Origin of the sequence: Bradyrhizobium sp. AT1 (assembly GCF_001590795.1) — a bacterium.
Taxonomy (GTDB): Bacteria; Pseudomonadota; Alphaproteobacteria; order Rhizobiales; family Xanthobacteraceae; genus Bradyrhizobium.
This window is the reverse complement of the sequence record NZ_JXDL01000001.1, coordinates 3,948,314-3,970,902: the sequence shown is the minus strand read 5'-3', so window position 1 is coordinate 3,970,902 and position 22,589 is coordinate 3,948,314. Positions and strand designations below refer to the sequence as shown.

General features: G+C 65.5%; 30 protein-coding genes. 15 read left to right on the top strand and 15 right to left on the bottom strand.

The features are described 5' to 3' along the window. Positions 1-104: 104 nt before the first annotated feature. The 4 genes from SE92_RS18515 to lgt form a co-directional block, all read right to left on the bottom strand. Positions 105-722: a hypothetical protein gene (locus SE92_RS18515; protein WP_063197252.1), complete on the bottom strand. Its 618-nt coding sequence runs from the start codon at positions 720-722 to the stop codon at positions 105-107. A gap of 256 nt (positions 723-978) precedes the next feature. Beyond that, positions 979-1,746: a peptidoglycan editing factor PgeF gene (gene pgeF, locus SE92_RS18510; RefSeq protein ID WP_063197250.1), complete on the bottom strand. Its 768-nt coding sequence runs from the start codon at positions 1,744-1,746 to the stop codon at positions 979-981. Continuing rightward, positions 1,746-2,861: a class I SAM-dependent methyltransferase gene (locus tag SE92_RS18505; RefSeq protein WP_063197248.1), complete on the bottom strand. Its 1,116-nt coding sequence runs from the start codon at positions 2,859-2,861 to the stop codon at positions 1,746-1,748. Before SE92_RS18505 ends, pgeF begins: the two co-directional genes overlap by 1 nt. Before the next feature lie 20 nt (positions 2,862-2,881). Next, positions 2,882-3,727, bottom strand: coding sequence for a prolipoprotein diacylglyceryl transferase (gene lgt, locus SE92_RS18500; protein ID WP_063197246.1), 846 nt, complete (start codon positions 3,725-3,727; stop codon positions 2,882-2,884). A 198-nt stretch (positions 3,728-3,925) separates the two neighbouring features. Between lgt and SE92_RS18495 the strand changes: the two genes are divergently transcribed. The 4 genes from SE92_RS18495 (at position 3,926) to ychF (ending at position 7,030) form a co-directional block, all read left to right on the top strand. After that, on the top strand, positions 3,926-4,177 hold the full coding sequence (locus SE92_RS18495) for an accessory factor UbiK family protein (protein WP_007596812.1): 252 nt from the start codon (positions 3,926-3,928) through the stop codon (positions 4,175-4,177). A gap of 254 nt (positions 4,178-4,431) precedes the next feature. Beyond that, entirely contained in the window at positions 4,432-5,145 is a 714-nt protein-coding gene (locus tag SE92_RS18490) for a 50S ribosomal protein L25/general stress protein Ctc (protein WP_063197244.1), read from the top strand. Between the two features lie 57 nt (positions 5,146-5,202). Further along, entirely contained in the window at positions 5,203-5,808 is a 606-nt protein-coding gene (pth, locus tag SE92_RS18485; RefSeq protein ID WP_063197242.1) for an aminoacyl-tRNA hydrolase, read from the top strand. 124 nt (positions 5,809-5,932) lie between these two features. Beyond that, entirely contained in the window at positions 5,933-7,030 is a 1,098-nt protein-coding gene (gene ychF / locus SE92_RS18480) for a redox-regulated ATPase YchF (RefSeq protein ID WP_063197240.1), read from the top strand. A 147-nt stretch (positions 7,031-7,177) separates the two neighbouring features. On the opposite strand, the gene SE92_RS18475 is transcribed toward ychF, so the two are convergent. Next, positions 7,178-7,474, bottom strand: a complete 297-nt coding sequence (locus tag SE92_RS18475) for a DUF4282 domain-containing protein (protein ID WP_018648333.1) — start codon at positions 7,472-7,474, stop codon at positions 7,178-7,180. Between the two features lie 177 nt (positions 7,475-7,651). Here SE92_RS18475 and SE92_RS18470 point away from each other — a divergent pair, with 177 nt between their 5' ends. The 3 genes from SE92_RS18470 (at position 7,652) to SE92_RS36735 (ending at position 8,929) form a co-directional block, all read left to right on the top strand. Further along, on the top strand, positions 7,652-8,104 hold the full coding sequence (locus SE92_RS18470; RefSeq protein ID WP_063197238.1) for a MaoC family dehydratase: 453 nt from the start codon (positions 7,652-7,654) through the stop codon (positions 8,102-8,104). Continuing rightward, on the top strand, positions 8,104-8,583 hold the full coding sequence (locus SE92_RS18465) for a MaoC family dehydratase (protein WP_063197236.1): 480 nt from the start codon (positions 8,104-8,106) through the stop codon (positions 8,581-8,583). The genes SE92_RS18470 and SE92_RS18465 overlap by 1 nt, the downstream gene beginning before the upstream one ends. A 199-nt stretch (positions 8,584-8,782) precedes the next feature. Beyond that, on the top strand, positions 8,783-8,929 hold the full coding sequence (locus SE92_RS36735; protein WP_018318322.1) for a hypothetical protein: 147 nt from the start codon (positions 8,783-8,785) through the stop codon (positions 8,927-8,929). A 42-nt stretch (positions 8,930-8,971) separates the two neighbouring features. Here the strand turns inward: SE92_RS36735 and SE92_RS36730 are convergent, their stop codons facing one another. The 5 genes from SE92_RS36730 to SE92_RS18445 all read right to left on the bottom strand — a co-directional run bounded on the left by SE92_RS36730 (position 8,972) and on the right by SE92_RS18445 (position 12,326). After that, on the bottom strand, positions 8,972-9,109 hold the full coding sequence (locus SE92_RS36730; protein WP_018648329.1) for a hypothetical protein: 138 nt from the start codon (positions 9,107-9,109) through the stop codon (positions 8,972-8,974). A 287-nt stretch (positions 9,110-9,396) separates the two neighbouring features. After that, positions 9,397-9,822, bottom strand: a complete 426-nt coding sequence (locus SE92_RS18460; RefSeq protein ID WP_063197234.1) for a hypothetical protein — start codon at positions 9,820-9,822, stop codon at positions 9,397-9,399. 204 nt (positions 9,823-10,026) lie between these two features. Further along, entirely contained in the window at positions 10,027-10,953 is a 927-nt protein-coding gene (locus SE92_RS18455) for a hypothetical protein (RefSeq protein WP_063197232.1), read from the bottom strand. A gap of 264 nt (positions 10,954-11,217) precedes the next feature. Beyond that, positions 11,218-11,658, bottom strand: a complete 441-nt coding sequence (locus SE92_RS18450; protein ID WP_063197230.1) for a nuclear transport factor 2 family protein — start codon at positions 11,656-11,658, stop codon at positions 11,218-11,220. Between the two features lie 221 nt (positions 11,659-11,879). After that, positions 11,880-12,326, bottom strand: coding sequence for a nuclear transport factor 2 family protein (locus SE92_RS18445; RefSeq protein WP_063197228.1), 447 nt, complete (start codon positions 12,324-12,326; stop codon positions 11,880-11,882). 283 nt (positions 12,327-12,609) lie between these two features. Here SE92_RS18445 and SE92_RS18440 point away from each other — a divergent pair, with 283 nt between their 5' ends. From SE92_RS18440 to SE92_RS18425, 4 genes are all read left to right on the top strand, one after another. Beyond that, positions 12,610-12,846, top strand: a complete 237-nt coding sequence (locus tag SE92_RS18440) for a hypothetical protein (protein ID WP_063197226.1) — start codon at positions 12,610-12,612, stop codon at positions 12,844-12,846. 96 nt (positions 12,847-12,942) lie between these two features. Next, positions 12,943-13,122, top strand: a complete 180-nt coding sequence (locus SE92_RS18435) for a hypothetical protein (RefSeq protein ID WP_063197224.1) — start codon at positions 12,943-12,945, stop codon at positions 13,120-13,122. A 99-nt stretch (positions 13,123-13,221) separates the two neighbouring features. After that, positions 13,222-13,608: a hypothetical protein gene (locus tag SE92_RS18430; protein WP_063197222.1), complete on the top strand. Its 387-nt coding sequence runs from the start codon at positions 13,222-13,224 to the stop codon at positions 13,606-13,608. Between the two features lie 5 nt (positions 13,609-13,613). After that, positions 13,614-13,976, top strand: a complete 363-nt coding sequence (locus tag SE92_RS18425) for a hypothetical protein (protein ID WP_063203618.1) — start codon at positions 13,614-13,616, stop codon at positions 13,974-13,976. 85 nt (positions 13,977-14,061) lie between these two features. Here SE92_RS18425 and uvrB read toward each other — a convergent pair whose 3' ends face one another. The 4 genes from uvrB to SE92_RS18405 form a co-directional block, all read right to left on the bottom strand. Beyond that, on the bottom strand, positions 14,062-17,031 hold the full coding sequence (gene uvrB / locus SE92_RS18420; protein ID WP_084251845.1) for an excinuclease ABC subunit UvrB: 2,970 nt from the start codon (positions 17,029-17,031) through the stop codon (positions 14,062-14,064). A gap of 93 nt (positions 17,032-17,124) precedes the next feature. Further along, complete coding sequence (locus SE92_RS18415; RefSeq protein WP_063197220.1) at positions 17,125-17,355, bottom strand: hypothetical protein; 231 nt, start codon at positions 17,353-17,355, stop codon at positions 17,125-17,127. A gap of 58 nt (positions 17,356-17,413) precedes the next feature. Further along, entirely contained in the window at positions 17,414-17,638 is a 225-nt protein-coding gene (locus SE92_RS18410) for a hypothetical protein (protein WP_028134417.1), read from the bottom strand. A 112-nt stretch (positions 17,639-17,750) separates the two neighbouring features. Continuing rightward, entirely contained in the window at positions 17,751-18,668 is a 918-nt protein-coding gene (locus SE92_RS18405; protein WP_063197219.1) for a LysR substrate-binding domain-containing protein, read from the bottom strand. A gap of 163 nt (positions 18,669-18,831) precedes the next feature. Between SE92_RS18405 and SE92_RS18400 the strand changes: the two genes are divergently transcribed. The 3 genes from SE92_RS18400 (at position 18,832) to SE92_RS18390 (ending at position 20,648) form a co-directional block, all read left to right on the top strand. After that, complete coding sequence (locus SE92_RS18400) at positions 18,832-19,611, top strand: sulfite exporter TauE/SafE family protein (RefSeq protein WP_063197217.1); 780 nt, start codon at positions 18,832-18,834, stop codon at positions 19,609-19,611. Continuing rightward, on the top strand, positions 19,608-19,838 hold the full coding sequence (locus SE92_RS18395; protein WP_063197215.1) for a hypothetical protein: 231 nt from the start codon (positions 19,608-19,610) through the stop codon (positions 19,836-19,838). The genes SE92_RS18400 and SE92_RS18395 overlap by 4 nt, the downstream gene beginning before the upstream one ends. A 111-nt stretch (positions 19,839-19,949) precedes the next feature. Further along, positions 19,950-20,648, top strand: coding sequence for a glutathione S-transferase family protein (locus SE92_RS18390; protein ID WP_063197213.1), 699 nt, complete (start codon positions 19,950-19,952; stop codon positions 20,646-20,648). A gap of 62 nt (positions 20,649-20,710) precedes the next feature. On the opposite strand, the gene SE92_RS37155 is transcribed toward SE92_RS18390, so the two are convergent. Further along, a complete protein-coding gene (locus SE92_RS37155; protein ID WP_084251844.1) occupies positions 20,711-20,926 on the bottom strand; it encodes a hypothetical protein in 216 nt (71 codons plus the stop codon). A 114-nt stretch (positions 20,927-21,040) separates the two neighbouring features. Between SE92_RS37155 and SE92_RS18385 the strand changes: the two genes are divergently transcribed. Beyond that, positions 21,041-22,585, top strand: a complete 1,545-nt coding sequence (locus SE92_RS18385; protein ID WP_063197211.1) for a DUF1800 domain-containing protein — start codon at positions 21,041-21,043, stop codon at positions 22,583-22,585. Positions 22,586-22,589: the final 4 nt, after the last annotated feature.

Sequence of the window (22,589 nt, the reverse complement as noted above, 5' to 3'; positions counted from 1 at the left end):
TGCGATGGCAACCCGGGATGCTACGTTTTCCCTTTGAAAATCCTGAGTCGGGCCAACGGCTTGGCCGCGAGTCCTGGAATTCTTGGGCCGTGGTTTAGCGGGGGTTATCGCTCGGCATAGCCGAGCGCCGAGCTCGGCATCTCAGGCGCCGGGACGTCGTTGATCACGCTCGCCACCGCCGGTCCCCGCAAGCCTGGCGCTGCGCCAGGTGCATCCGGTGTTCCGTTGATCATGTTGGAAAGTCCGCTGAATCCGGCCTGGGCGATCTTCCGCAGCACGAGGTCGTCGGCCGCGCCCCAGGGATCGCGGCCGCCCTTGGCGGACGTGGGTTCCTCGCCGGAGAGGCGCAGCGCGCGCTGCTGGTTGGCGTCGTAGACGTCCCAAACCCAGGCGATCACGGTCTTTCCGCGCACCACCTGGGCGGAGAGATAGCTGCGCACGCGATAGGCAGCCGTCCCCTCACGGGAGACGACGGACAGGCTACGCAGCTTGGATTCGCTGTCGAGCACGCCGACCATGCGGTCGAACACCTGCGGCGGCGGGCCGTCGATCGATTCGAAGGCGACCGTCGCACCCGAGCCGGTGCTCGGTGCCATGGCGTAGGAATTGGCGGCGCCGCCACCACCGCCGGCGCAGCCGCCAAGCGCGGCTGAGGCCGCCAGCAGCATGACCGCCAGCACGCGCGAACCCGCGCGGCCCAGGATGAATGACGCGTCCCTCATTATGGAGGGCAGCGATATCGTTAAAATCGATTAAGGTCTAGGGCAGGGGCGACACAGGCCACTGTCATCGCACAGGACCATCGCCCCGGAATGACGCGGAGTTGCCTGTGTGTTCACGCTTCGAGCGCGCAGCCTTCGAAGCGATGGTCCGGAAAACGGTGCGTGTCCCGGACGCGTTGCGGCGCGCAGTGCCGCTGCGCTGAGCCGGGCTCAGATTGTCGCCGAGATCGAGATCGCAGAGCCGGGGCACGAGACCTTACGCTTCCAGCGCGATGGCGTGGACGTGACGGCCGTAATCCGGCTCCTGGCGATGCACCGAGCGGCGATAGCTGAAGAAGCGCTCGTCGGCGTAGGTGTCCAGGCCTAGATCGTCGATCATCAGGATGCCGGCACCTTCCAGCCGCTTGCGGATGAAGCCGGCGAGATCGAACATCGCGTGTCCCTCGCGCCGCGAGGGGATGAAGAACATCGCGTTCTCCGCGTCCGCCTCGATGAAGCGTGTCACGAACTCGTTGCCGACCTCGTAGCTCTCCTGCCGGATCAAGGGGCCGATCGCGGCGATGATGCCGCTGCGCGTGGCGCCGAGCGTCTCCATCGCCGAGATCGTCGCCTCCAGCACGCCGGTCAGCGCGCCCTTCCACCCCGCATGCGCGCCGCCGATCACGCGCGCGTTGGGGTCGACGAACAGCACCGGCCCGCAATCGGCGGTGGAGACCCCGAGCGCAATGCCGGGCGTTTTCGTGACCAGCGCATCGCCCTTCGGTCGCGGCCCGCCCGGCCACGGCGCTTCCGCCACGAGCACGTCGGGCGAATGGATCTGGTGCAGGCTGAGGAAGCGATCCGCCGCGACGCCGACATGCTCGGCCATGCGGCGGCGGTTCTCCGCGACCAGGCTCTGATCGTCGCTGGAGCCGAGCCCGCCGTTCAGCGCGGAATAGATGCCGCCGGAGACGCCGCCTTCGCGGGTGAAGAATGCGTGGCGAAGTCCGGGGACGGCCGACAGCAGCGACGAGGTGAGGGTCATCAATCGTCTCCGGCCGGTTCGAGATCGCTGAGGCCGGCAATGCCCGTCAGCCGCGGCTCGGAGATGCCGAGCACTTTGAACATCGAGCCCATGCCGCTGCGCCCGGTTTCCGTCAGGCGCTTGAGGGCGATCGAAATGTCGGTGGCCACTTCCGGCGTCGCCTTCTGCATGAGGGCGGCGGCCCTGGTGTCGATGCCGATCCGCCTGAGGAAGTCGCCCTGCGTCACCGGCCCGTGCACGCGCGCGCCGACAGCCTCGGCCGCACCCGCCAGCGCCTGGAAATCGACATGGGCGGTGACGTCGGCCTGCCCGGGCGCCTTCAGGGGATCGGCGAAGGTGTGACGCGCGATCGCCTGGAAGGTGTCGCCGGCATCGCTGCGTAAGTGGCCGTAGTCGATGATCAGCGCCGCGCCGTCCTGGTCGCGCACGCGCGTGGCGAGCTTCATGATCTCGCCGTCGGGCCGCCATTCGAACACGGCGCCGACGGGCGCGGCGCGCACCAACGGCGGCAGCAGCACGTCGAAGCGCGGCGTCGGCTCCGGCGCCACGCCGAATTGGAGCTTTCCGTTGCCGTCGATCTCGATCACGCGCTCGTGCCAGCCGTTCTCGTGGCGGACCATCTGGTGGATCGGCAGCACGTCGAAATATTCGTTGGCGAGGATGATGCTCGGCCCCTCCGGCACGTCGTCGATGCTGTCGTGCCAGGAGATGTTGCGTACGGCGGACAGCGTCGCACCCTGCCGCTCGCGCAGCACTGGATTGACCTCGACCATGTGGATGTGGAGTGCCTGGTACAGCGGCGGCAGCACGCGGAGCGCGCGCAGCGCGTCCGCCATCATTGTGCCGCGGCCGGGCCCGAGCTCGATCAGCCGCAAAAACTGCGGCGAGCCCATCTGCTTCCACACCGAGGCGGTCCACAACCCCAGGAGCTCGCCGAACATCTGGCTGACTTCGGGCGCGGTGGTGAAGTCGCCCTCACGCCCGAGCGGATCGCGCGAGACGTAGTAGCCATGACGCGGATGCATCAGGCACAGTTCCATGTAGCGCCAGACCGGCATCGGGCCTGAGGATTTGATCAGCGCCTTGATCTCGTTGAGCAGCGGCTGTTCGGTCACGGCTATCTTCTCGAAAGGAATTAACTGTTGGCCTCGAGCGGCTTCGGCGCACCGCGCCTGACCGCCAATACAATAAGTACACCGCCGACGATAAGCATCGGGATCGACAACAGCATGCCCATGGTTAATCCGCCCCAGAGGAAGCCGAGTTGCGGGTCCGGTTCGCGGAAATGCTCGCCGGCGATCCGGGCCAGGCCATAGACCAGGATGAAGGCGCCAAGGATCATGCCGGGCCGCTTCAGGGCGCCGCAGCGGATCATGATCGCGAGCACCGTGAACAGCAGGATGCCCTCCATGCCGGCCTGGTAGAGCTGGCTCGGATGACGCGGCAGCTGCGTGGGATCGTTGGGGAAGATCATCGCCCAGGGCAGGCTGGCATCGGTGGCGCGGCCCCACAATTCGCCATTGATGAAATTGGCGATGCGCCCGAGCAGCAGGCCGACCGGGGCGACGGCGGTCGTGATGTCGCCGAGCGACAGGATCGGGATGTTGTTGCGATAGGCAAACCACATCACCGCGACGACGCAGCCGAGGAAGCCGCCGTGGAAAGACATGCCGCCCTCCCACAATCTGAAGATCGCGGCGGGGTAATCGATGAAGAAGGGCAGATTGTAGAACAGCACGTAGCCGGTGCGGCCGCCGAGGATGATGCCGAGCGTGACCCAGAGGATGAAGTCGTCGATCTGCACCAGCGACATCGGTGCCGGGCCGCCCCACAGGCGCTCTTTCTTCAGCAGCGAGCGCGCATAGAGCCAGCCGAACACGATGCCGCAGATATAGGCCAGCGCATACCAGCGGATCGCGAACGGGCCGATCTCGAGCGCGATCGGCTTGAAGGCAGGGAAGTCGATGAGCAGAAAGGGCATCGCGCCTTCTATTTCCAAGCGAGATCGCGGCGGTCGAGCGCCGGCAGACGCCCTGGGATTCTTCTTATGCAGGGACGTTGAGTACGATTGCAAGGAAACCGGAGCATGACAAGGATACCACCTCGCGGCCCTTGAACCGCTCCCTTTGGATTGCCATTGTGTTTCGGAGAGTTCGCGCAAAGTTTATCGGAGACCGACATGACCCAGACCAACAACCGGTTTTTCGACGAGATCGGCCGCCTGATGAACGATGCTGCCGGTGCCGCCCAGGGCGTCAAGCGCGAGTTCGACACCGTGATGCGCACCCAGGCCGAAAAATTCCTGCGCGACATGGATCTGGTCAAGCGCGAGGAGTTCGAGGCGGTCAAGGACATGGCCCGCCTCGCGCGCGAGGAGAACGAGGCGCTGAAGGCGCGCATCGCGGCGCTGGAGGCCAAGCTCGGGGGATAACCTCGGTCTCGTAGCCCGGATGGAGCGCAGCGCAATCCGGGTCAGTTCCAACGGTGGGCAGGTCCCGGATTTCGCTGCGCTCCATCCGGGCTACAAGGGATGCCATTCCCGGCCCATTCTCCTTGTCATTTCCGCGTCTTCCGGGTAAAAGCCCGCCAAGTTCGTGGCCCCCGCACCCCTGGAGGCTTGCTGCGAGCTATGCCATGGGCCGCGCTGCGGCCCATTAACTTTTGCAAAAACAAGGACTTAACGACATGGCGACGACCGTCAAGGAATTGAAGGCGACCGCACGTCCGAAGAGCGGCAAGGGGGCCGCCCGGGCTGAGCGTCGCGCCGGGCGCGTGCCCGGAGTGATCTATGGCAACAACCAGCCCCCCGTCACGATCTCGATCGAAGATCGCGAACTGCGCCAGCGCATCCTCGCCGGCCGGTTCCTGACCACGCTGGTGGACATCGATCTCGAGGGTAAGAAGCACCGCGTGATTCCGCGCGACTATCACCTCGATCCGGTCAAGGACTTCCCGATCCATGTCGATTTCATGCGGCTCGGCGAAGGCGCTACCATCCGTATCAGCGTGCCCCTGCATGTTGTGAAGTCGGAAGCGTCCCCGGGCGTGAAGCGCGGCGGCACCGTCAACATCGTCGCCCACGCGATCGAGCTCGAATGCGGCGTCGAGAGCATTCCGCAGTACATCGAGGCCGATGTCGGCTCGCTGGAAATCGGTCACTCGCTGCATCTGTCCGACGTCAAGCTGCCGAACGGCGTGAAGGCGCTGACCCGCGAGGACGCGACCCTCGTCACCATCGTGCCGCCGTCCGGCTATGCCGAAGAGCAGAAGGCCGCGGCTGCGGCTGCAGCTCCCGGCGCTGCTGCGGCTGCTCCGGCGGCTGGTGCGGCTCCTGCCGCGGGTGCTGCGGCTCCGGCGGCTGCTGCCAAGGCTCCTGCCGGCGGCGACAAGAAGAAGTAATCTCTCAAGGCTGGCGCGCGGTCCTCGATCGCGCGCCGAGCGAGGGCGCGCCGCGTCATGCGACTCTTTGTTGGGCTCGGCAATCCCGGCGCGAAATACGCACGCAACCGGCACAATATCGGCTTCATGGCCGTCGACGAAATCGCGCGGCGTCATGGTTTCGCACCATGGCGCCGCCGTTTTCAGGGCGACACCTCGGAAGGCACGCTCGGCACTGAGCGCGTGATCCTGCTCAAGCCGACGACCTACATGAACGATTCCGGCCGTGCCGTGCAGGACGCCGCAAGCTTCTTCAAGATCGTCCCTGGCGACGTCACCGTGTTCCATGACGAGCTCGAACTGCCGCCGGGCAAGGTGCGGGTGAAGATCGGCGGCGGCATCGCCGGCCATAACGGCCTGCGTTCGATCTCGGCGCATATCGGCAACGACTATCGCCGCGTGCGGCTCGGCATCGGTCATCCCGGCGTCAAGGAACTGGTGCACGGCCACGTGCTGTCGGACTTCGCCAAGGCCGACAATGATTGGGTGGCGACCCTGTGCGAGGCGGTGGCCGAGCACGCAGGCCTGGTGGCCAAGGGCACGGACGCGACTTTCGCCAACAGGGTGCATCTCGCCATGCAGGCGAAGGGATTTTTGACCAAGGACGAGAACGGCAAGGAATAACACCGGTCATCGCCGGACTTGATCCGGCGATCCATCCTGCGAAGACGATGGATGCGCGGGTCGAATCCCGCGCATGACGAGTTCGGAAGACATTTGCGCGCGTAGCGCGGAGGCCAGGACCATCATGGGTTTCAAATGCGGAATCGTCGGACTGCCCAATGTCGGCAAGTCGACCTTGTTCAATGCGCTGACCGAGACGGCCGCGGCGCAGGCCGCGAACTATCCGTTCTGCACCATCGAGCCGAACGTCGGCGAAGTCGCGGTGCCGGACCCCAGGCTCGACAAGCTCGCGGCGATCGCCAAGTCCGGCCAGATCATCCCGACCCGGCTGACCTTCGTCGACATCGCGGGCCTCGTCCGCGGCGCGTCCAAGGGTGAAGGCCTCGGCAACCAGTTTCTGGCCAACATTCGCGAGGTCGACGCCATCGCACATGTGGTGCGCTGCTTTGAGGATTCCGACATCACCCATGTCGAGGGCAAGATCGCCCCGCTCGCCGACATCGAGACCATCGAGACCGAGCTGATGCTCGCCGATCTCGACAGCCTCGAGAAGCGCGTCGACAACCTCACCAAGAAGGCCAAGGGCAGCGACAAGGACGCCAAGGAGCAGCTCGACCTCGTCAACCGCACCCTGGTGCTGCTGCGCGAGGGCAAGCCGGCGCGTCTCGTCGAGCGCAAGGCGGAGGAGGAGCGTGCTTTCGGCATGCTCGGCCTGTTGTCGTCCAAGCCGGTGCTCTATGTCTGCAACGTCGAGGAAGGCTCGGCCGCGACGGGCAATTCGTTCTCCAAGGCCGTGCAGGACCAGGCCGCCAAGGAAGGCGCAGTCGCCGTCGTCATCTCCGCCAAGATCGAATCCGAGATCGCCACCATCTCGCGTGACGAGCGCGCAGATTTCCTGGAGACGCTGGGGCTGGACGAGGCCGGCCTCGACCGCCTGATCCGCGCCGGCTACACACTGCTCGACCTCATCACCTATTTCACCGTAGGCCCGAAGGAAGCGCGCGCCTGGACCATCCATCGCGGCACCAAGGCGCCCGGGGCTGCCGGCGTGATCCACACCGATTTCGAGAAGGGCTTCATCCGCGCCGAGACGATCGCGTATGAGGATTACGTCGCACTCGGCGGCGAAGCCGGCGCGCGTGACGCCGGCAAGCTCCGGCTCGAAGGCAAGGAATACGTCGTCGCCGATGGCGACGTGATGCATTTCAGGTTCAATACGTAACAGGCGCTCTCGTGCCCCGGACGCGACGCAGCGCTTCTTCAGCGGTGCGCTGCAGAGCCGGGGCCCAGGAGTTTTGATTGCGGATGCATGGGTCCCGGCTCTGCGTCGCGTCATTTCATGCCGCGCCGCGTCCGGGACACGAGAGCCTCACCGCATCCCGCCGCCCTGGTCCCGGATCGCACCGAGATGCTCGTTGATGCGGAACACGATCAGGATCAGCTCGGCGACGATGCGCGAGAACACGATGCCGACGACGACGCTGGCGATCGACGACAGCAGCACCAGGAAGCCGCCGAACGGGCTGATCGCCATTGCCGCGAGCCCTGAGAAGATGCCGGAGAGGCCGAACAGGCAGATCAGTGCGATCACCAGCCAATAGAAGGTCTTGATGATCGTCGGCGTGATGAAGCGGTCCCATTGGAAAAGGTCGCTGAATGAAAACATTGCTCTCCCCAGGACAAATCGGCCCGCAAACCGGCCTTGGCACTCAGGTCCCGGCCCTCGATGGGTCCGACTCAAGGCCGCCGCCGCCCCGTATGTAGCACGAGCCATGCGGGCCGGCGGGTTGAGATTGCCGCAAAGTGCGGCCACAATCTGTCATTCCCGCAAAGCTTTCCCAAGATGACCCTGACCTTCGAAGATTTTCCGCCCGGCCGGTTCGGCACGTTCGGCCCGCGCCATGTCACCCGCGACGAGATTCTGGCCTTTGCCGCCGAGTTCGATCCGCAGCCGATGCACCTGGACGAGGAGGCTGCCAGCAAGAGCATGCTGCGCGGCCTGTCCGGCTCGGGTTGGCACCTCTGCTCGCTCATGATGAGGATGATGGCCGACGGTTTCATCACCCGCGCCGCTTCGCTGGGATCTCCCGGTGTCGACGAAGTGCGATGGCTGTCGCCCTTGCGGCCCGGTGACGACCTCACGCTCGATGTCGACGTGCTGGAAGCACGCACCTCGAAGAGCCGGCCCGAGCTTGGCATCGTCAAGTTCAAATGCACCGCGCGCAACGCGGCTGGGCTGGCGCTCGCCGAGATGACCTCGCCGATCCTGATCAAGCGGCGCGAGGGGACGGTCTGATGCGGTTCTTCGACGACATCGAGATCGGCCAGCGCCGCGAGATCGGCGCCTATACGTTCACGGCGGAGGCCATCAAGACGTTCGCCGCCAAGTTCGATCCGCAGCGATTTCATCTCGACGAGGAGGAGGGAAAGAACTCGCTGTTCGGCGGACTCGCGGCCTCCGGCTGGCATGTCGGCTCGGCCTGCATGAGCCTGCTTGTCGCCGACGGCCAGCGCCTGGCGCGCGAAGCCGCAGCGCGCGGCGAGGAGATCGCGGTGTGGGGTCCGTCGCCGGGCTTTCGCGACCTGCGCTGGATCCGGCCGGTGCTCGCCGGCGACACCGTCGCTTACGTCAATGTCGTCATCGACAAGCGCACCTCAGCCTCGCGCCCCGGCTGGGGCATCCTGACCGCTCGCACCACCGGCACCAACCAGCGCGGTGAGGAGGTCTACTCCATCACGGCTTCAGCCTTCGTGCCGACGCGCACGGGCGGTTAGATTCGTTCCAAGATGAACGGTCCAAATCAGTGCGCGAGTGTTGCCCGCGCGCTATGGACGCGTTTCGGGACCGCTGCCATAAGCCTGCGCGACATGGTTACCGCGAAGCAGTTTGGCGGAACCAGTCAGTTGCTAACTAATTATGAACCTGTCGCTGTCTATTTGAAACGAATTGGGCAGACGACAGGGGACGAGGACCATGGCTGATCGCGGCGCACTCAAGTTTGTTGGATTCATCTTCGCGACGGCGACGCTGGCCGTGATGCTGGTCGCCGGCATGGTGGTGAAGGGCTATGCCGATGGCGCCTACACCCTGGAAGCCTCGGCCGTCGACGCGAGCCGGTAAGAGTTCGTTCATCTTTCGCGGCCGGTATCCGGCCGCCGCAGCTCAGCGGCTATAGACGAACGCCAGGACGGCGATCGCAACCGCCAGCAACCCGACAAAGCGCAGCATGATCGTGCCGAATTGATTCGGCGCGGGCCGCAACGGGATCGGGTCCGTGGTGTCGGGCCGAATGCTTTCCATGTGACATGTCCCCAAGCCCGGCGGCAAGGCTGCCGGCGCTGGGCATTAGTCGTTGGGGATGGGCGGAGGGTTCAAGCCATACTCTCGTGTCCCGGACGCGCTGCAGCGCTCTTGCGCTGCCGCGCAGAGCCGGGGCCCATCTCGAAGCCATTTCGACTGAGGCATGGGCCCCGGCTCTGCGGCGCGTCACTGCGTGCCGCACCGCGTCCGGGGCACGAGACCGCCGGAATCAAAACCGCCGCGCCCCTTGCGGAGCGCGGCGGTTCGGTGATGCTTTCGTCGTGCGATCAGCTATTCCGCAAACCGTCGGCGGCGCGCTTCCACTGCGCGACGTTGTCGGAAATCATGCGGGTCGACTTCATCGCGGCCTGGCTGAGCTGGGCATAGCCGGAGATCTCGCGCTGGACGCGCTGGCCTTCGGCGTGCAGCAGGTCGCGCAGGCTCTCGAGCTCCGAGATCAGGTTCTCGATTTCGGCGAGCGAGGTGCCGGCAACGCGCTGGATCAGCGAGTTGACGTTATTGACGGTGGCTTCCGCGCTCGGGTCGAGCGGCGGCGCGTCGCTGGTGGTGGTCGCCGCCGGGCGGCGCAGATAGGCGATGTCGTTGCGGACGAAGTCGCGGATGCCGGCCTCGACTTCCGTCACGGCGGCGAGGTTGGTGTCGACCGTCTCGGTCTCGGTGCCTTCGATCTTTTCCGGACGCATGGCGTTCATCGTTGTTCCCCTGTTCGCGTTGAGCGCAGCGCGAGTGTCCCCCGCACGACGAATTCGGTCAGCCCGACTAGGGCGTCGGAATTTGACCGCAACTTGGCCGAGATACGGCAAGGGCGGACGATTCGGGGGCTTTGCCGTGGCGTATGGTTAGCAGAGTGTGAACGCCGCAATGCGCCTTCGGGATGAGGGAAGGCGCCTAGGTCGCTACCAGCTCTTCTTGAAGCCAGCCGTCACGCTCTTGTTGATCGCGCCCTGCGAGGTCTCGCCGACCGAGCCGGAGACGGTGACGTTGTCGAACAGCTTTTGCTCGGCACCGACCTTGCGCAGCCATTTGTCGTCGGTGGTCGACAGCGTCTGGCCGGCGCTGATGCTGGTGCCGGTGTCGCTGAGCGTGACCTTGGCGGACTGGTCTGTCTCGTAATTGCGGGTGGTGATGTGGCCGCCGATGCCGGGGACTGCACTGGTGCCCTGCTGGTTGACGCTGTAGCCGTTCTGCAGCGTCAGCGAGGTATCGCCCGACAGCGGCACCGATTTGGTCAGCGAGGCCCCGAGCTTGCTCTGCTCCGAGCCGGGATCGACCCGGGCTTCCACCGCGGTCTTGTCCCAGATCACGCCCGCGCCGGGCGCGGTTGCCGTCGCCCAGGCGCTGCCGGAGGATTGCGGCAGGTTGCCGCCATTACTGGCCTTCTGCGCCAGCAGCTCGGACATCGTCCTCGGCTCGCTCGCCACCGTCAGGTCGGCGCCGACCCGCGTATCCCAGAATTCGAATACCGACTGCTTCACCGTCACCGCCGAGGAGCCGTTCGCATTCTGGTTCGACGACCAGTCCAGTCCGTCCTTGCCGGCGGCCTGGGCGCGCTTTTTGGCGGCCATGGGGTCAATGCCGGTGCCGGCATCGACCGCGAGCTGGCTCCAGTCGAGCTTGTCGACGTCGATGCCCTTCATCACGTCGGGGTCGTTGACGTCGGGAGCCTCCGCCACGGCCTCTGTCTCGGCCTCGTCGTCAGCCGCGGCCGCTGGAGGGGAGAAGGGTGGAATGATCTGCGCCGAGACCGTCAGCACCGAGCCCAAAATGAATGCGGCCGCCAGCACCGGCAGCCTGGTCCAGCCAAAACCCCTCGAGAATTCCATCGTCCTGCCCGCGAACCCCAGCGCATGCCGTCCGATAATATATATCGGCGGTCGGCAAAGACCATGCGCCATTCCGCGCTGAAAATGCTGGTCCATCGTTGCGAAATTGTGGCGGCGCCTTCAGGGCAACGAACCAACGGGCCGCGCGAAAGGCGCGCGCCCGATCACGAGCGTCTTGCTGCGACGGCATCCGGCGGGGCTGGAGGCCAGGACGTCGCAGCCGGCATCGTCATCGGTCCCGGATTGGGGCCCGTTGGTATTCGGTCAGCCGACGCTGGTCATCTTCGGCAGATGAATGGTGCGGCCGAGTGCCTGCTCGACCAGATCGAAGGTGTCGATCAGGACGCGCATGCTGACCAGCTTGCCGGCCCTGAACTGGGCGAACTGCGCGACCCGCAGGCTGATCGGCTTGTGGGAATCCAGTGCCGTCAGCGAATAGCGCACCATCGAGGCGGCGGAATCGACGCCGAGCATGATGCTCTCGCGGTCGAAGCGGCGAACCTGGAAATTGTCGGCGAGCTGGCGGATGACGTCGAGCACGGCGTCCTTGCCCTGGCGCGCGCCGAGAAACGGAAACATGTCGATCGGGCCGTAGAGTGCCCACTCGACGTCCTCGTCGATCAGGGCCTCGATATCCGCGAAATGCCGGTCGTTGATCGCGCGGTGCAACGCGCGCGAGAAACGCCAGAGGCTGTGCTCTGTCATTTTTGGCAATCCTGAAGCTGACTTGCGAAAGAAACGGAAAACAACCCCATGCACAGTCAGGTGCCGGGGCTCAACTCGTTTGTATACGAACAAAGTAGGGGATTTCGGCCAAAACGCAATTCACGTTTTCGCAATGCACAATTGATGGCGAAATGTGAGATTCGCAATAGAACCCCGTAATCTCCCGGGTCAAGGGCGGGTTCCAGGAAGGATGGGAAGAATCAATCCGCCCGCGCGCTGGTGATCAACGGCCCGATCTCGCGCTCGAGCACCTGCTGCACTAGATCGTAGGAATCGATGATCTCGCGGATCTCCGCCACCAGTCCGCCGCGGAAGGTGTAGAACACGGCCATGTCGAATTGCACGATGCGGTCGTTGCTGCGCTTGGTGAAATAGGTGTGCATGTAGGTCGCCACCGCGTCGCCCTCGGCGACGATATGCGGCGCCTTGTAGCGGACCTCAGAATAGCGCGACCAGATCGTCTGCCAGAGCTCGCGCAGCTCGGCCTTGCCGTGGCGCGGCACCATGTGCGGCAGCACGTCGATCGGCGCATGGGTGAGAAAGTCGACGTCGTCGGTGCAGCAGGCCAGCGCGGCCTCGATGTCGCCACGCGCGAAGGTATCGAGCAGATGCAGCACGCGTTGCCTGTTCAGCGATTCAACTATCATGCTGCTCCCGCCCTCGTCGGCCGTGATGGTGAACGCTACCGCCGGCCTCGCGGATCCATCAATCCGCAAAAACACAGGGTGCTTGCAGCTTAGGACGCGCGGGCGCAATGCCCGGTTCATGGGGGTGCAATTGCGGGTTGCGCGCCTGTTCGCCTGCCAGAATTCGAGCGACCCCGGCTGCCCTGATGGCGCCGCGCGCCCATCGGCCGGCGCGCAGCGCAAGGGAACCCGGACCTGCCGCTGCTCGTTGAGATGCCGGCATCGCATCAGGAGACTTCCACCGATGAAATCCACGCTTCTCACCGTGACCGCCGCGCTGCTCATGCTGGGCGCCAGCTCGGCCGCCAATGCCAAGGGCTGCATCAAGGGCGCCATCGTCGGCGGGGTCGAAGGCCACTATGCCGGCCATCACGGCGTGCTCGGCGCCGCCGCCGGCTGCCTCTACGGCCGCCACCACGCCAAGGAACAGGAGAAGCAGCGGCAGCAGCAGAGCCAGATGAACGGCCAGGGGAAGCTGTAACACCGCGGAAAACCTCGCCCGATCCCTCTTTGACCCGGCATGCCCTGATGGTAAATTCCAGTCGCTAGCGCTAGAGTTGAGCCAGGCGAGGGGACAATGGACGTCGGGAAGCTCTCGTGGGGTGTCGTCCTCGCAATCCTGTTCCTGTGCTTCTTCAGCGCTTTCATCAGAAATGCGTCCCACGCGCAGGGCGTCAAATACAATTGGCTCGGCGTCCTGCTGTCGTTCTCGACGATCGGCCTTGCCATCTACCTCGTGTTCTTCCGCCAGCTCTGACGCAGCCCCCCGCGGAGAGGGGCCAATGCGTGAGCCAACTCACATCCCGGGCCTCACCCTGCGGCTATCGTCATCCCAATGTCATCAGGGAGACGTGCCATGGCCACCATCGCCACTGCCAGAAAGTCCCGCCTGCACAACGCGATCGAAGGCCTCGCGCTGACCGCGATCCTGCAGAGCTTCCCGACCTTCGCCGCCGCCGCCTTCCTGCTCAAGCTCGCCGGCAACCACGATCTCTCCGGTGACCCCGGCGTCGCCATCTTCGTCGCCATCGCCTCGCTCGCCCACGCTATGCTCGCCGTGACCTTCGGTCCCAGCTTCCCGGCGTTCTTCAAGACAATCTACGAGCCGAAATTCTTCGAGGTCCATCTGTCGCTGTCCGACAAGATCACGGCCTGGCGCACCCACCCCGTCGCCTCGCTCCAGCTCGTCACCATCGTGCTGCTGCTGTCGGTGATGGCGGTGGTGACGGCGAGCGTGGGGTGAGCATCATGCCGTTCGTCACCATATCGAAGCCCGCCCCCTTGAACTGGCTCGAAGGCTTCGCTCTCACCACCATCCTGCAGGGCTTTCCGATCTTCGCCGCGGCATCGCTGATGGTGAAGCTGCTGGGTCATGATCACGGCGGCAGCCACGCGCTCACCATCGCGCTGGCGTCGGTCTTCTACAGCATCCTCGTCATCGCGGCCGCCTCGGCATTCCCGAAGCTGAGGAGCGGCTACGAAGCCGGGTTCTTCGACGCCGGCCTGTCCTTCTCCGAAAAGATCGCCCATTGGCGGGCCAAGCCCGCGACGTCGATGCAGCTCATGGCCTCAGTGCTGCTGCTGTCGTTGCTGGCGACGATCGCGGGGTGAGAGAGACGTCCGTGGCGCCGCCAAGCGGTGGGGCCAGACGCGCAATTGCGCAACTGACAATCCATAGCCACGACGTGCGGACGTCCTACCTCTTCTTCCACCCGCCCCGTCGCCCCGGCATCCCACCCGTCGACTTCGGCGCCGGCCCGAACTCCGGCCCCGACTGCCGTGAATCCGTCGGCTGGATGATCCGGCTCGTACTTCCGAACGGCTTGGCCGGCAGCGTCTGCTTCTCGCGGTAGGGCAGGGATTCCGGGCCGTGCATCTCATCGAGATGCGGTTTGTGCACCTTCGAGCCGCTGCCGCCGCCGCTCGCCTTCAGGGCGGAGCTAACTGTTTTCTTCTTCATGGCGCTGACCGGCAAATTCGCGGCATCGCCGTATTTCTTGCTGCCGGCATAAGCTCCCGCCTTGCCCTGCACAACGCGCTGCTTGGCAGTGGGATCGTCCACCACCGCAAGCTCCGTCGCGCGCAGGCGCTTGACTTCGTCGCGCAGGCGCGCGGCTTCCTCGAAGTTCAGGTCGGCGGCGGCCTCGCGCATCCGCGTTTCGAGATCGGCGAGCACGGCTTCGAAATTGTGTCCGATCGAGATGACGTCGTCGGTCATGTCGTGGCCGCCGACCTCGACCAGCACGTGGTCGCGCTCGTAGACGGAATTGAGGATGTCGCCGATCTGCTTCTTCACGCTCTCCGGCGTGATGCCGTTGGCATTGTTGTACTCGACCTGCTTCTCGCGGCGCCGGTTGGTCTCGGCGATGGCGCGCTCCATCGAGCCCGTCATCTGGTCGGCGTAGAGGATCACCTTGCCGTCGACGTTGCGCGCGGCGCGGCCGATGGTCTGGATCAGCGAGGTCTCGCTGCGCAAAAAACCTTCCTTGTCGGCATCGAGAATGGCGACCAGCGCGCATTCGGGAATGTCGAGGCCTTCGCGCAACAAATTGATGCCGACCAGCGCGTCGAACGCGCCGAGACGCAAATCGCGGATGATCTCGATGCGCTCGATGGTGTCGATATCGCTGTGCATGTAGCGGACGCGAATGCCCTGCTCATGCAGATATTCCGTGAGGTCCTCCGCCATGCGCTTAGTCAGCACGGTGATCAGCGAGCGATAACCGGCCTGCGCGGTGGCGCGGACCTCGCCGACGAGGTCGTCGACCTGGGTCCGGGCCGGGCGGATATCGACCGGCGGATCGATCAGTCCCGTGGGGCGAATGACCTGCTCGACGAACACGCCGCCGCTCTCGTTCAGCTCCCAGGCGCTTGGCGTCGCCGACACCGCGATGGTCTGCGGTCGCATCATGTCCCATTCCTCGAAGCGGAGCGGGCGGTTGTCCATGCAGGAGGGCAGGCGGAAGCCGTATTCGGCCAGCGTCGCCTTGCGGCGGAAGTCGCCGCGGAACATGGCGCCGATCTGCGGGATGGTGACGTGGCTTTCGTCGGCGAAGATCAGCGCGTTGTCGGGGACGTATTCGAACAGCGTCGGCGGCGGCTCGCCGGGACGGCGCCCGGTGAGGTAGCGCGAATAGTTCTCGATGCCGGCGCAGCTTCCCGTCGCCTCCATCATCTCGAGGTCGAAGGTGGTGCGCTGCTCCAGCCGCTGCGCTTCCAGCAGGCGGCCCTGGTTGTTGAGCTGGTCGAGCCGCTGCTTCAGCTCTGATTTGATCGACTTGATCGCCTGCACCAGCGTCGGGCGCGGCGTCACATAGTGCGAATTGGCGTACATCTTGATGAATTCGAGCTCGTCCTGCTTGTGGCCGGTGAGCGGATCGAATTCCTCGATGGTCTCGATGGTGTCGCCGAACAAATTCACCCGCCAGGCCCGGTCCTCATAGTGCGCCGGGAAGATGTCGATGACGTCGCCGCGCACGCGAAAGGTGCCGCGGGTGAAATCGGCCTGGGTGCGCTTGTATTGCAGCGCGACGAGGTCGGCGATGAGCTGGCGCTGGTCGATGCGCTCGCCCTTCTTCAGGGCGAAGGTCATCGCGGTGTAGGTCTCAACCGAGCCGATACCGTAGATGCAGGACACTGAGGCGACGATGATGACGTCGTCGCGTTCGAGCAGCGCGCGCGTCGCCGAGTGGCGCATGCGGTCGATCTGCTCGTTGATCGAGGAGTCCTTTTCTATGTAGGTGTCCGTGCGAGGGACATACGCCTCTGGCTGATAGTAGTCGTAATAACTGACAAAATACTCGACCGCGTTGTCGGGGAAGAAGTTCTTGAACTCGCCATAGAGCTGGGCGGCGAGCGTCTTGTTCGGCGCCAGGATCAGGGCGGGGCGCTGCGTCTTCTCGATCACCTGTGCCATGGTGTAGGTCTTGCCCGAGCCGGTGACGCCCAGCAGCACTTGCGAACGGTCGTTGCGATTGATGCCCTCGACCAGCTCGGCGATCGCGGTCGGCTGGTCGCCGCGCGGCTCGTAGGACGATTTAATCTCGAAGCGCACGCCGCCTTCGGACTTTTCCGGGCGCGGCGGCCGGTGTGGCGTCCACACTTTCGTCGAGCCGTCGTCCTTGCGGAACTCGGGCCGGCCCTCGCGGATCAGCGATTCCAGCGCATCGGCGGTCGCCTTGACGCCGAGCGCCTCCATCTTGCTGCGCGGCGGACGCGCCAGCGCCTCGGCATCGTCCTCCTCGGTAGGCAATCCAAGTTGCCGCGCCAGTTCCGGATCGAGCGTCGGGATCGTGGCGGCGGTGCCGTAATTGGCTTGCGGGGCCTCGTCAAAACCCTCGGTCGAGGCACGGGCGCCCGGCGGCTGCGGGTTGGGGCGCAGCGGCATCGGTCTGGTGTTGTCCTGCGGAAATTCCTTCGGCGTCGAAGCCCGCGCGCGATGCGCGGCGGCCTCGCCCCCGGCGCGGCGGTCGCGCGAATTGTCCGGCGGCGGCTGCAAGCCGGTGCCCGATCCCAGCCCGGCATCGCCGCGATTGATCGCGGGATTGAGCAGCTCGGCCAGAGCCGGCCCGATCGGCTGCACGTCAGGGCGGTGCGCCTTCGAGTTCGGGGTCTTGGTTTTCGGGGTTTTGCCGGATTTGTCGGAGGATGCTGGTTTCTTCGCCATGAGGCGAATATGGGACGAGTCAGCCTCGCAATAAAGGGCGAATGCCGCCCGCTATGCAGGCTGCTGACAGCAGGTTGGCAGCAGGGTAGGGCCTCACGCCGCAGGCAGCGGACCTTCGTCGTTCTCGTCGGCCTGATAGGGCTCGAGGATGTCGAGATGGATGCCGCCGCAATCGGTGCAGCGCATGGTCCAGTACTCGCATCCGGCGCGCCCGCCGATCACGCGGAGCACCGCGAGATCGCCGTTGCATTCCGGGCAGTTGGACAGCACGGCGCGGGTGTAGATCCTCGGCCGCGGCGCGTCTTCGAATTCGATGACTGACATGACCGGCTTGTCCCCCTTTGCGCTGCGCTGTCCCTGGTTGGCTGGTCGTCCCGCCCGCTTATTCGTCGTCGCTGTCGGTGCGCCGGCGGAAGCGGTCGATGTGGTGCTTGGCGTCGGCGATCGCAGCGTTCTGATCGGGCCAGGCGAAACCGACCTCCATGGCCGGAAACAGCACGCCGTCGATGGCGAGCGGGCTGAGATCGGCGCGGCGGATGCGGGCGTGCCAGAGGCCTTTGCCGGCCTCGAAGGATTCAATGTCAAAACCGTCGTAGAGCGTCGTCATGGTCGTCCCCGAAGTGTTCCGTACGTGTCTTGTTGGAGAGTCAGGCGACCACGTTTGCGGATTTCGGGATGTGAAGCCGTTCACAAGCGGCCGGCTTTTTTGCCTTCGGGCGTCAGTTCCGCGCGGCCGTCCGGCCGATCCGCTTCACGGGCCGGGCCGCGGGTTCCGCCGCTGCGCGCATGATCCAGCGGCGGAACGCGGCGAAGTCGCGCTGCTCGGTCTGGAAGCTGCGATAGAGCAGGTACCAGCGCATGCCCTTGGGCACGGAGAGATCGAACGGGGCGACCAGCCGGCCGGCGGCGAGGTCGTCGTCGATATAGGGGCGGATGCCCATGGCGATGCCGAGCCCGTCGGCCGCGGCCTGCAGCGCCTGGCCGTAGAACTGGAACTCAGGTCCGCGCGGATTGATGCGGGGCAGGTTTGCGGCCTTCAGCCAGATCGGCCAGTCCTCGGGCGAATGTTCGACGCGGATCAGGCTGGGGCCCTTGAGGTCGGCCGGGCGCTTCAGCCCGCTCGCGAGGCGCGGCACGCAGACCGGGGTGAGATCGCCGGCGAATAGCGGCTCGGCGACGAGGCCGGGCCAGTCGCCGGTGCCGAGCTTGATGCCGCAGCTCCAGTCCTCGCCGAACGGCACCGATGCGCCGCCGGTGGTGAAGCGCACCTCGATGTCGGGTTCCTCGCTGCGAAACTCCGACAGGCGCGGGATCAGCCAGCGCATCGCAAAGGTGTGGCCGACGCCGATGGTGAGCACGCGCACGCTTGCCGGCGCCGTCACCTGCGCGGTGAGGCTGGCCAGCGCGTCGAAGATCGGCGTCAGCCCGCTCTGATAGGCACGGCCGGCCTGCGTCAGCACCAGCTTGTTGGCCTTGCGCTCGAACAGCGCGACGCCGAGCCGCTCTTCCAGCAGATGCACCATGCGGCTGACCGCGGCCGCCGACACGTTCAGCTCGAGCCCGGCCGCGGCAAAGCTGCCGGTCCGCGCCGCCGCCTCGAATGCCTTGATGCCGTTGAGAAACAGCAGCCGCCGCAAAATGTCCCACCCTCAGGAAAGCTGATGCAAGGCCAAGATAACTCAGTTTGCGAAGACGAGGCAAGCGAGGCACGCTCCCCTTCGCCTCTCCCCGCAAGCGGGGCGAGGGAGTGAGACAGCGTGCCTCCCTGACTATACGCGCCGATTTAGGAGATTTGCCGACGTGACGCCCATCTTGATCGCTGCCCTCGGAATGCTGATGGTCGCCACCGCCTTCCTGTCGGGGCTTTTCGGCATGGCGGGCGGGCTGATCCTGATCGGCGTGCTGCTCGCCCTGATGCCGCTGCCGGCCGCGATGGTGCTGCATGCGATCACGCAGATGGCCTCGAACGGTTGGCGCGCGTTTCTGTGGCGGGCCCATATCCGCTGGCGGCCGGTCGCGAACTACATGGTCGGCGCGGCCATTGCGCTCTCGGCCTGGTCGCTCACGCGCTACGTGCCCGACAAGCCGATGGCGCTGCTGCTGCTCGGCATCACCCCGTTCATGGCGCGGCTGTTGCCCGTCAACATCAAGCCCGATCCCGACCGACTCTGGCAGGGCACGGTCTACGGCACGATCTGCATGGGCCTGATGCTGATGACCGGCGTCTCCGGCCCGTTGCTCGATACCTTCTTCCTCGGCGGCAATTTCGGCCGGCGCGAGAAGGTGGCGACCAAGGCGATGTGCCAGCTCGTCAGTCATTTCACCAAGCTGATCTATTTCGGTGGCATCATCGACCAGGCCGCGAGCCTCGATCCCGTGCTCGCCGGCGTCGCCATCGCGGCTTCGATGCTCGGCACCACGCTGGCGCGGCGCATCCTGGAGGCCATGACCGACCAGCAATTCATCGCCTGGTCGAACAAGCTGATCACCACCATCGCCTGCTATTACATCGCCTATGGCGGCTGGCTGTTGCTGCGTGCGCCGGTGCTGGCCGCCTTCGACAAGGGAGGTTTGCAATGAGCGAGACTGCCGATCCGCTGGTGCTGGACTTCGTCGAATGGGTCGCGCGCGAGCCGCGCGCCTATGCCGAGGTGATTTCGACCTGGAAGACCTCGTGCCCGCGCCTCACCATCTGGGAAGACGCCGCGGATCGCGGCTATGTCGCGCGCGAGACAATTGCAGGCCTCGGCCTGGTCATTGCGGTGACGGAAGGCGGCGAGAAGCTGTTGCGCGCGAACGGGCGGTGACGCGCAATTCTGCCTCCACATCGTCATTGCGAGCGCAAGCGAAGCAATCCAGAATGTCTTTCGCGGCGGCAGACTGGATTGCTTCGCTGTGCTCGGAATGATGGATAGACCATGTCACTCAAACTCTACGAACTCGTCGGCACCGACCCCTCGCGCCCGTTCAGCCCGTATTGCTGGCGCACGCGGATGGCGCTGGCGCACAAGAGCCTGTCGGCGGAATCGCTGCCCTGGCGCTTCACCGAGAAGAGCGCGCTTGCGCCGCACGGCTCGGAGAAGGTCCCGGTGCTGCTGCATGACGGCAAGCCGGTGGTCGATTCCTGGACGATCGCGACTTATCTCGAGGACAATTTCCCGAACCGTACGTCGCTGTTCGGCGGCGAGGGTGGCCGCGCCATGGCGCGCATGATCAACGCATGGGGCGACATCGCCATTGTCGGCGGCATCTTTCCGCTGATCGTCGCCGACATCCCGAAGAATCTCGGCGAGGTCGACGCCGCCTATTTCCGCCAGTCGCGCGAGGCGCGCTTCGGCGGCAAGACGATGGAGCAGGTGATGGCGAGCCGCGACACCGGCGTGGTCACGTTCCGCAAATCGCTCGAGGTGATGCGGCAGACGCTGAAGAAGCAGCCCTATCTCGGCGGCGAGGCGCCGAACTACGCCGACTACATCGTGTTCGGCGGCTTCCAATGGGCGCGCGTGGTGAGCCCGTTCAAGCTGCTGGAAGCGGACGATCCGGTTTACGCGTGGCGCGAGAAGCTGCTCGATGCGTTCGACGGCATGGCAAGGCGATCGCCGGGGTTTGAGGTGTAAACTTCGTAGCCCGGATGGAGCGCAGCGAAATCCGGGGCCGGTGCCCGTGGAGGATTCCCGGATTACGCTTGCGCTCCATCCGGGCCACGGGCTGCCTCCGCTGCCTTGCGCAAACACCCGCGGCACAAGCAGTCCTCGCCCGCGACCGGCATGGGCAGCTTTGCTGTTTCCTCCGCGCACCAGCAATTGCCCGAGAGATCGCAGCCGAACTCGGTGCCGCAGCGTGAGCAGGTCAGGCGGCGCGGTTCCGGGGCCGAGGTTTCTTGCGGATTTGTCATGATTTGCGTCGAAGCTTCGCCGTGATTTTCATGTCGGGTTCATCGGTCGTTGCGGTATATTAGGCGTCGCGCGCGGACTCGGAAAGCGGCTCCCGGCACGTCAAGGACAAATCGATGGCCCGCGATTCGCAAGCCGCGCTCGTTGCGCTCAACCGTTTTGGCTTCGGCGCGCGCGGCGGCGCTTCGGGCGATCTGATTAACGCCGCCTCCGATCCGCGCGGTTTCGTGAAGGCGGAGCTCGCGCGTGCGAGCGGCGTGCTGCTGGAGGCGCCCGGCCTGCAATCGACGCAGCAACTCGGGCAGGCCGTGTTCGCCTATCAGGACCAGGTCAAGCAGGCGCGCGAGGCGGCGAAGGCTGCCGCACCTGCCGACACGCCGGCGCCGGCCGAGCCGAAGCCCGGGCTCCGCCGCAATCTCTCGCTGAATACGGCCGCGACGGAGATCGCCGGCCAGATGACGGAGGCCAAGCCCGCCGAGAGCATGGCGAAGCCCGAGACGATGCAGCCGGGCGCTCCGCCGGCCGCAAAGCCCGCGCCGCAACCGCTCAATGTGATTCAAAAGACCTTCCGCACTGAAGCGCTGGCGCGGCTGCAGCGCGCGACCCTGGCCACCTGCGGCTTCACCGAGCGCCTCGTCGCGTTCTGGTCCAACCATTTCTGCATCTCCGCGAGCAAGGGCGAGCTGGCGCGGATCTGGGCCGGCGCGTTCGAGCGCGAGGCGATCAGGCCGCACGTGCTCGGGCGCTTCGCCGACATGCTCAAGGCTGTCGAGCAGCATCCGGCCATGCTGTTCTTCCTCGACAACCAGCAATCGCTCGGCCCGGATTCTCGCGCAGGGCAGAACCGCAAGCGCGGGCTGAACGAAAATCTCGCGCGCGAGATCATGGAGCTGCATACGCTCGGCGTCGGTGGGGGCTACACGCAAGACGACGTCACCTCGCTCGCACGCATCATCACGGGCTGGACCTTCGCCGGACGGCAGGGCCAGCTCGGGCCCCCCGGCTCCTTTGCATTCAACGCCAATGCGCACCAGCCCGGTCCGCAGATGCTGCTCGGAAAGACCTACGAGCCGACGGGGCTGGCGCAAGGCGAAGCCGCGCTCGCCGACATCGCGCGGCATCCGTCGACCGCGAACTTCATCGCGACCAAATTCGTCCGTCATTTCGTCGCCGACGATCCGCCTCCAGCTCTGGTCGCGCGCCTGCGCGATGTCTTCGTCAAGACCGAGGGCGACCTCAAAACGATGGCGACCACGCTGGTCGATTCCGACGAGGCCTGGAAAGCGCCGCTGACCAAGATGCGCAGCCCTTACGACTTCCTCGTCGCGAGCGGCCGGCTGCTCGCGCGCGTGCCGGAGGATCCCGGCGCCTACCTCAACAATCTCAATCTGCTGGGCCAGCCGTTGTGGTCGCCGGCAGGGCCAAACGGTTTCCCGGACACCAGCGCGGCTTGGGCTGCGCCGGAAGGGATGAAGCTCAGGCTCGATATCGCCGCGCAGATGGGCGCGCGGCTCGGCAACAACATCGATCCGCTCGACCTGCTGGAGTTCGCGGCCGCCGATGCGGCCTCGATCGAGACGCGGCGAACCATCGAGCGTGCGGAGTCGCGGCAGCAGGCGCTGGCGCTGCTCCTGATGTCACCGGAAATGCAGAGGAGATGATGAT

Bases quoted from the DNA above. Each gene is read 5' to 3' on its own strand.
- SE92_RS18515 (WP_063197252.1), bottom strand. From the start codon at position 722: ATGAGGGACGCGTCATTCATCCTGGGCCGCGCGGGTTCGCGCGTGCTG.
- pgeF (WP_063197250.1), bottom strand. From the start codon at position 1,746: ATGACCCTCACCTCGTCGCTGCTGTCGGCCGTCCCCGGACTTCGCCAC.
- lgt (WP_063197246.1), bottom strand. From the start codon at position 3,727: ATGCCCTTTCTGCTCATCGACTTCCCTGCCTTCAAGCCGATCGCGCTC.
- SE92_RS18495 (WP_007596812.1), top strand. From the start codon at position 3,926: ATGACCCAGACCAACAACCGGTTTTTCGACGAGATCGGCCGCCTGATG.
- SE92_RS18490 (WP_063197244.1), top strand. From the start codon at position 4,432: ATGGCGACGACCGTCAAGGAATTGAAGGCGACCGCACGTCCGAAGAGC.
- pth (WP_063197242.1), top strand. From the start codon at position 5,203: ATGCGACTCTTTGTTGGGCTCGGCAATCCCGGCGCGAAATACGCACGC.
- ychF (WP_063197240.1), top strand. From the start codon at position 5,933: ATGGGTTTCAAATGCGGAATCGTCGGACTGCCCAATGTCGGCAAGTCG.
- SE92_RS18475 (WP_018648333.1), bottom strand. From the start codon at position 7,474: ATGTTTTCATTCAGCGACCTTTTCCAATGGGACCGCTTCATCACGCCG.
- SE92_RS18470 (WP_063197238.1), top strand. From the start codon at position 7,652: ATGACCCTGACCTTCGAAGATTTTCCGCCCGGCCGGTTCGGCACGTTC.
- SE92_RS18465 (WP_063197236.1), top strand. From the start codon at position 8,104: ATGCGGTTCTTCGACGACATCGAGATCGGCCAGCGCCGCGAGATCGGC.
- SE92_RS36735 (WP_018318322.1), top strand. From the start codon at position 8,783: ATGGCTGATCGCGGCGCACTCAAGTTTGTTGGATTCATCTTCGCGACG.
- SE92_RS36730 (WP_018648329.1), bottom strand. From the start codon at position 9,109: ATGGAAAGCATTCGGCCCGACACCACGGACCCGATCCCGTTGCGGCCC.
- SE92_RS18460 (WP_063197234.1), bottom strand. From the start codon at position 9,822: ATGAACGCCATGCGTCCGGAAAAGATCGAAGGCACCGAGACCGAGACG.
- SE92_RS18455 (WP_063197232.1), bottom strand. From the start codon at position 10,953: ATGGAATTCTCGAGGGGTTTTGGCTGGACCAGGCTGCCGGTGCTGGCG.
- SE92_RS18450 (WP_063197230.1), bottom strand. From the start codon at position 11,658: ATGACAGAGCACAGCCTCTGGCGTTTCTCGCGCGCGTTGCACCGCGCG.
- SE92_RS18445 (WP_063197228.1), bottom strand. From the start codon at position 12,326: ATGATAGTTGAATCGCTGAACAGGCAACGCGTGCTGCATCTGCTCGAT.
- SE92_RS18440 (WP_063197226.1), top strand. From the start codon at position 12,610: ATGAAATCCACGCTTCTCACCGTGACCGCCGCGCTGCTCATGCTGGGC.
- SE92_RS18435 (WP_063197224.1), top strand. From the start codon at position 12,943: ATGGACGTCGGGAAGCTCTCGTGGGGTGTCGTCCTCGCAATCCTGTTC.
- SE92_RS18430 (WP_063197222.1), top strand. From the start codon at position 13,222: ATGGCCACCATCGCCACTGCCAGAAAGTCCCGCCTGCACAACGCGATC.
- SE92_RS18425 (WP_063203618.1), top strand. From the start codon at position 13,614: ATGCCGTTCGTCACCATATCGAAGCCCGCCCCCTTGAACTGGCTCGAA.
- uvrB (WP_084251845.1), bottom strand. From the start codon at position 17,031: ATGGCGAAGAAACCAGCATCCTCCGACAAATCCGGCAAAACCCCGAAA.
- SE92_RS18415 (WP_063197220.1), bottom strand. From the start codon at position 17,355: ATGTCAGTCATCGAATTCGAAGACGCGCCGCGGCCGAGGATCTACACC.
- SE92_RS18410 (WP_028134417.1), bottom strand. From the start codon at position 17,638: ATGACGACGCTCTACGACGGTTTTGACATTGAATCCTTCGAGGCCGGC.
- SE92_RS18395 (WP_063197215.1), top strand. From the start codon at position 19,608: ATGAGCGAGACTGCCGATCCGCTGGTGCTGGACTTCGTCGAATGGGTC.
- SE92_RS18390 (WP_063197213.1), top strand. From the start codon at position 19,950: ATGTCACTCAAACTCTACGAACTCGTCGGCACCGACCCCTCGCGCCCG.
- SE92_RS37155 (WP_084251844.1), bottom strand. From the start codon at position 20,926: ATGACAAATCCGCAAGAAACCTCGGCCCCGGAACCGCGCCGCCTGACC.
- SE92_RS18385 (WP_063197211.1), top strand. From the start codon at position 21,041: ATGGCCCGCGATTCGCAAGCCGCGCTCGTTGCGCTCAACCGTTTTGGC.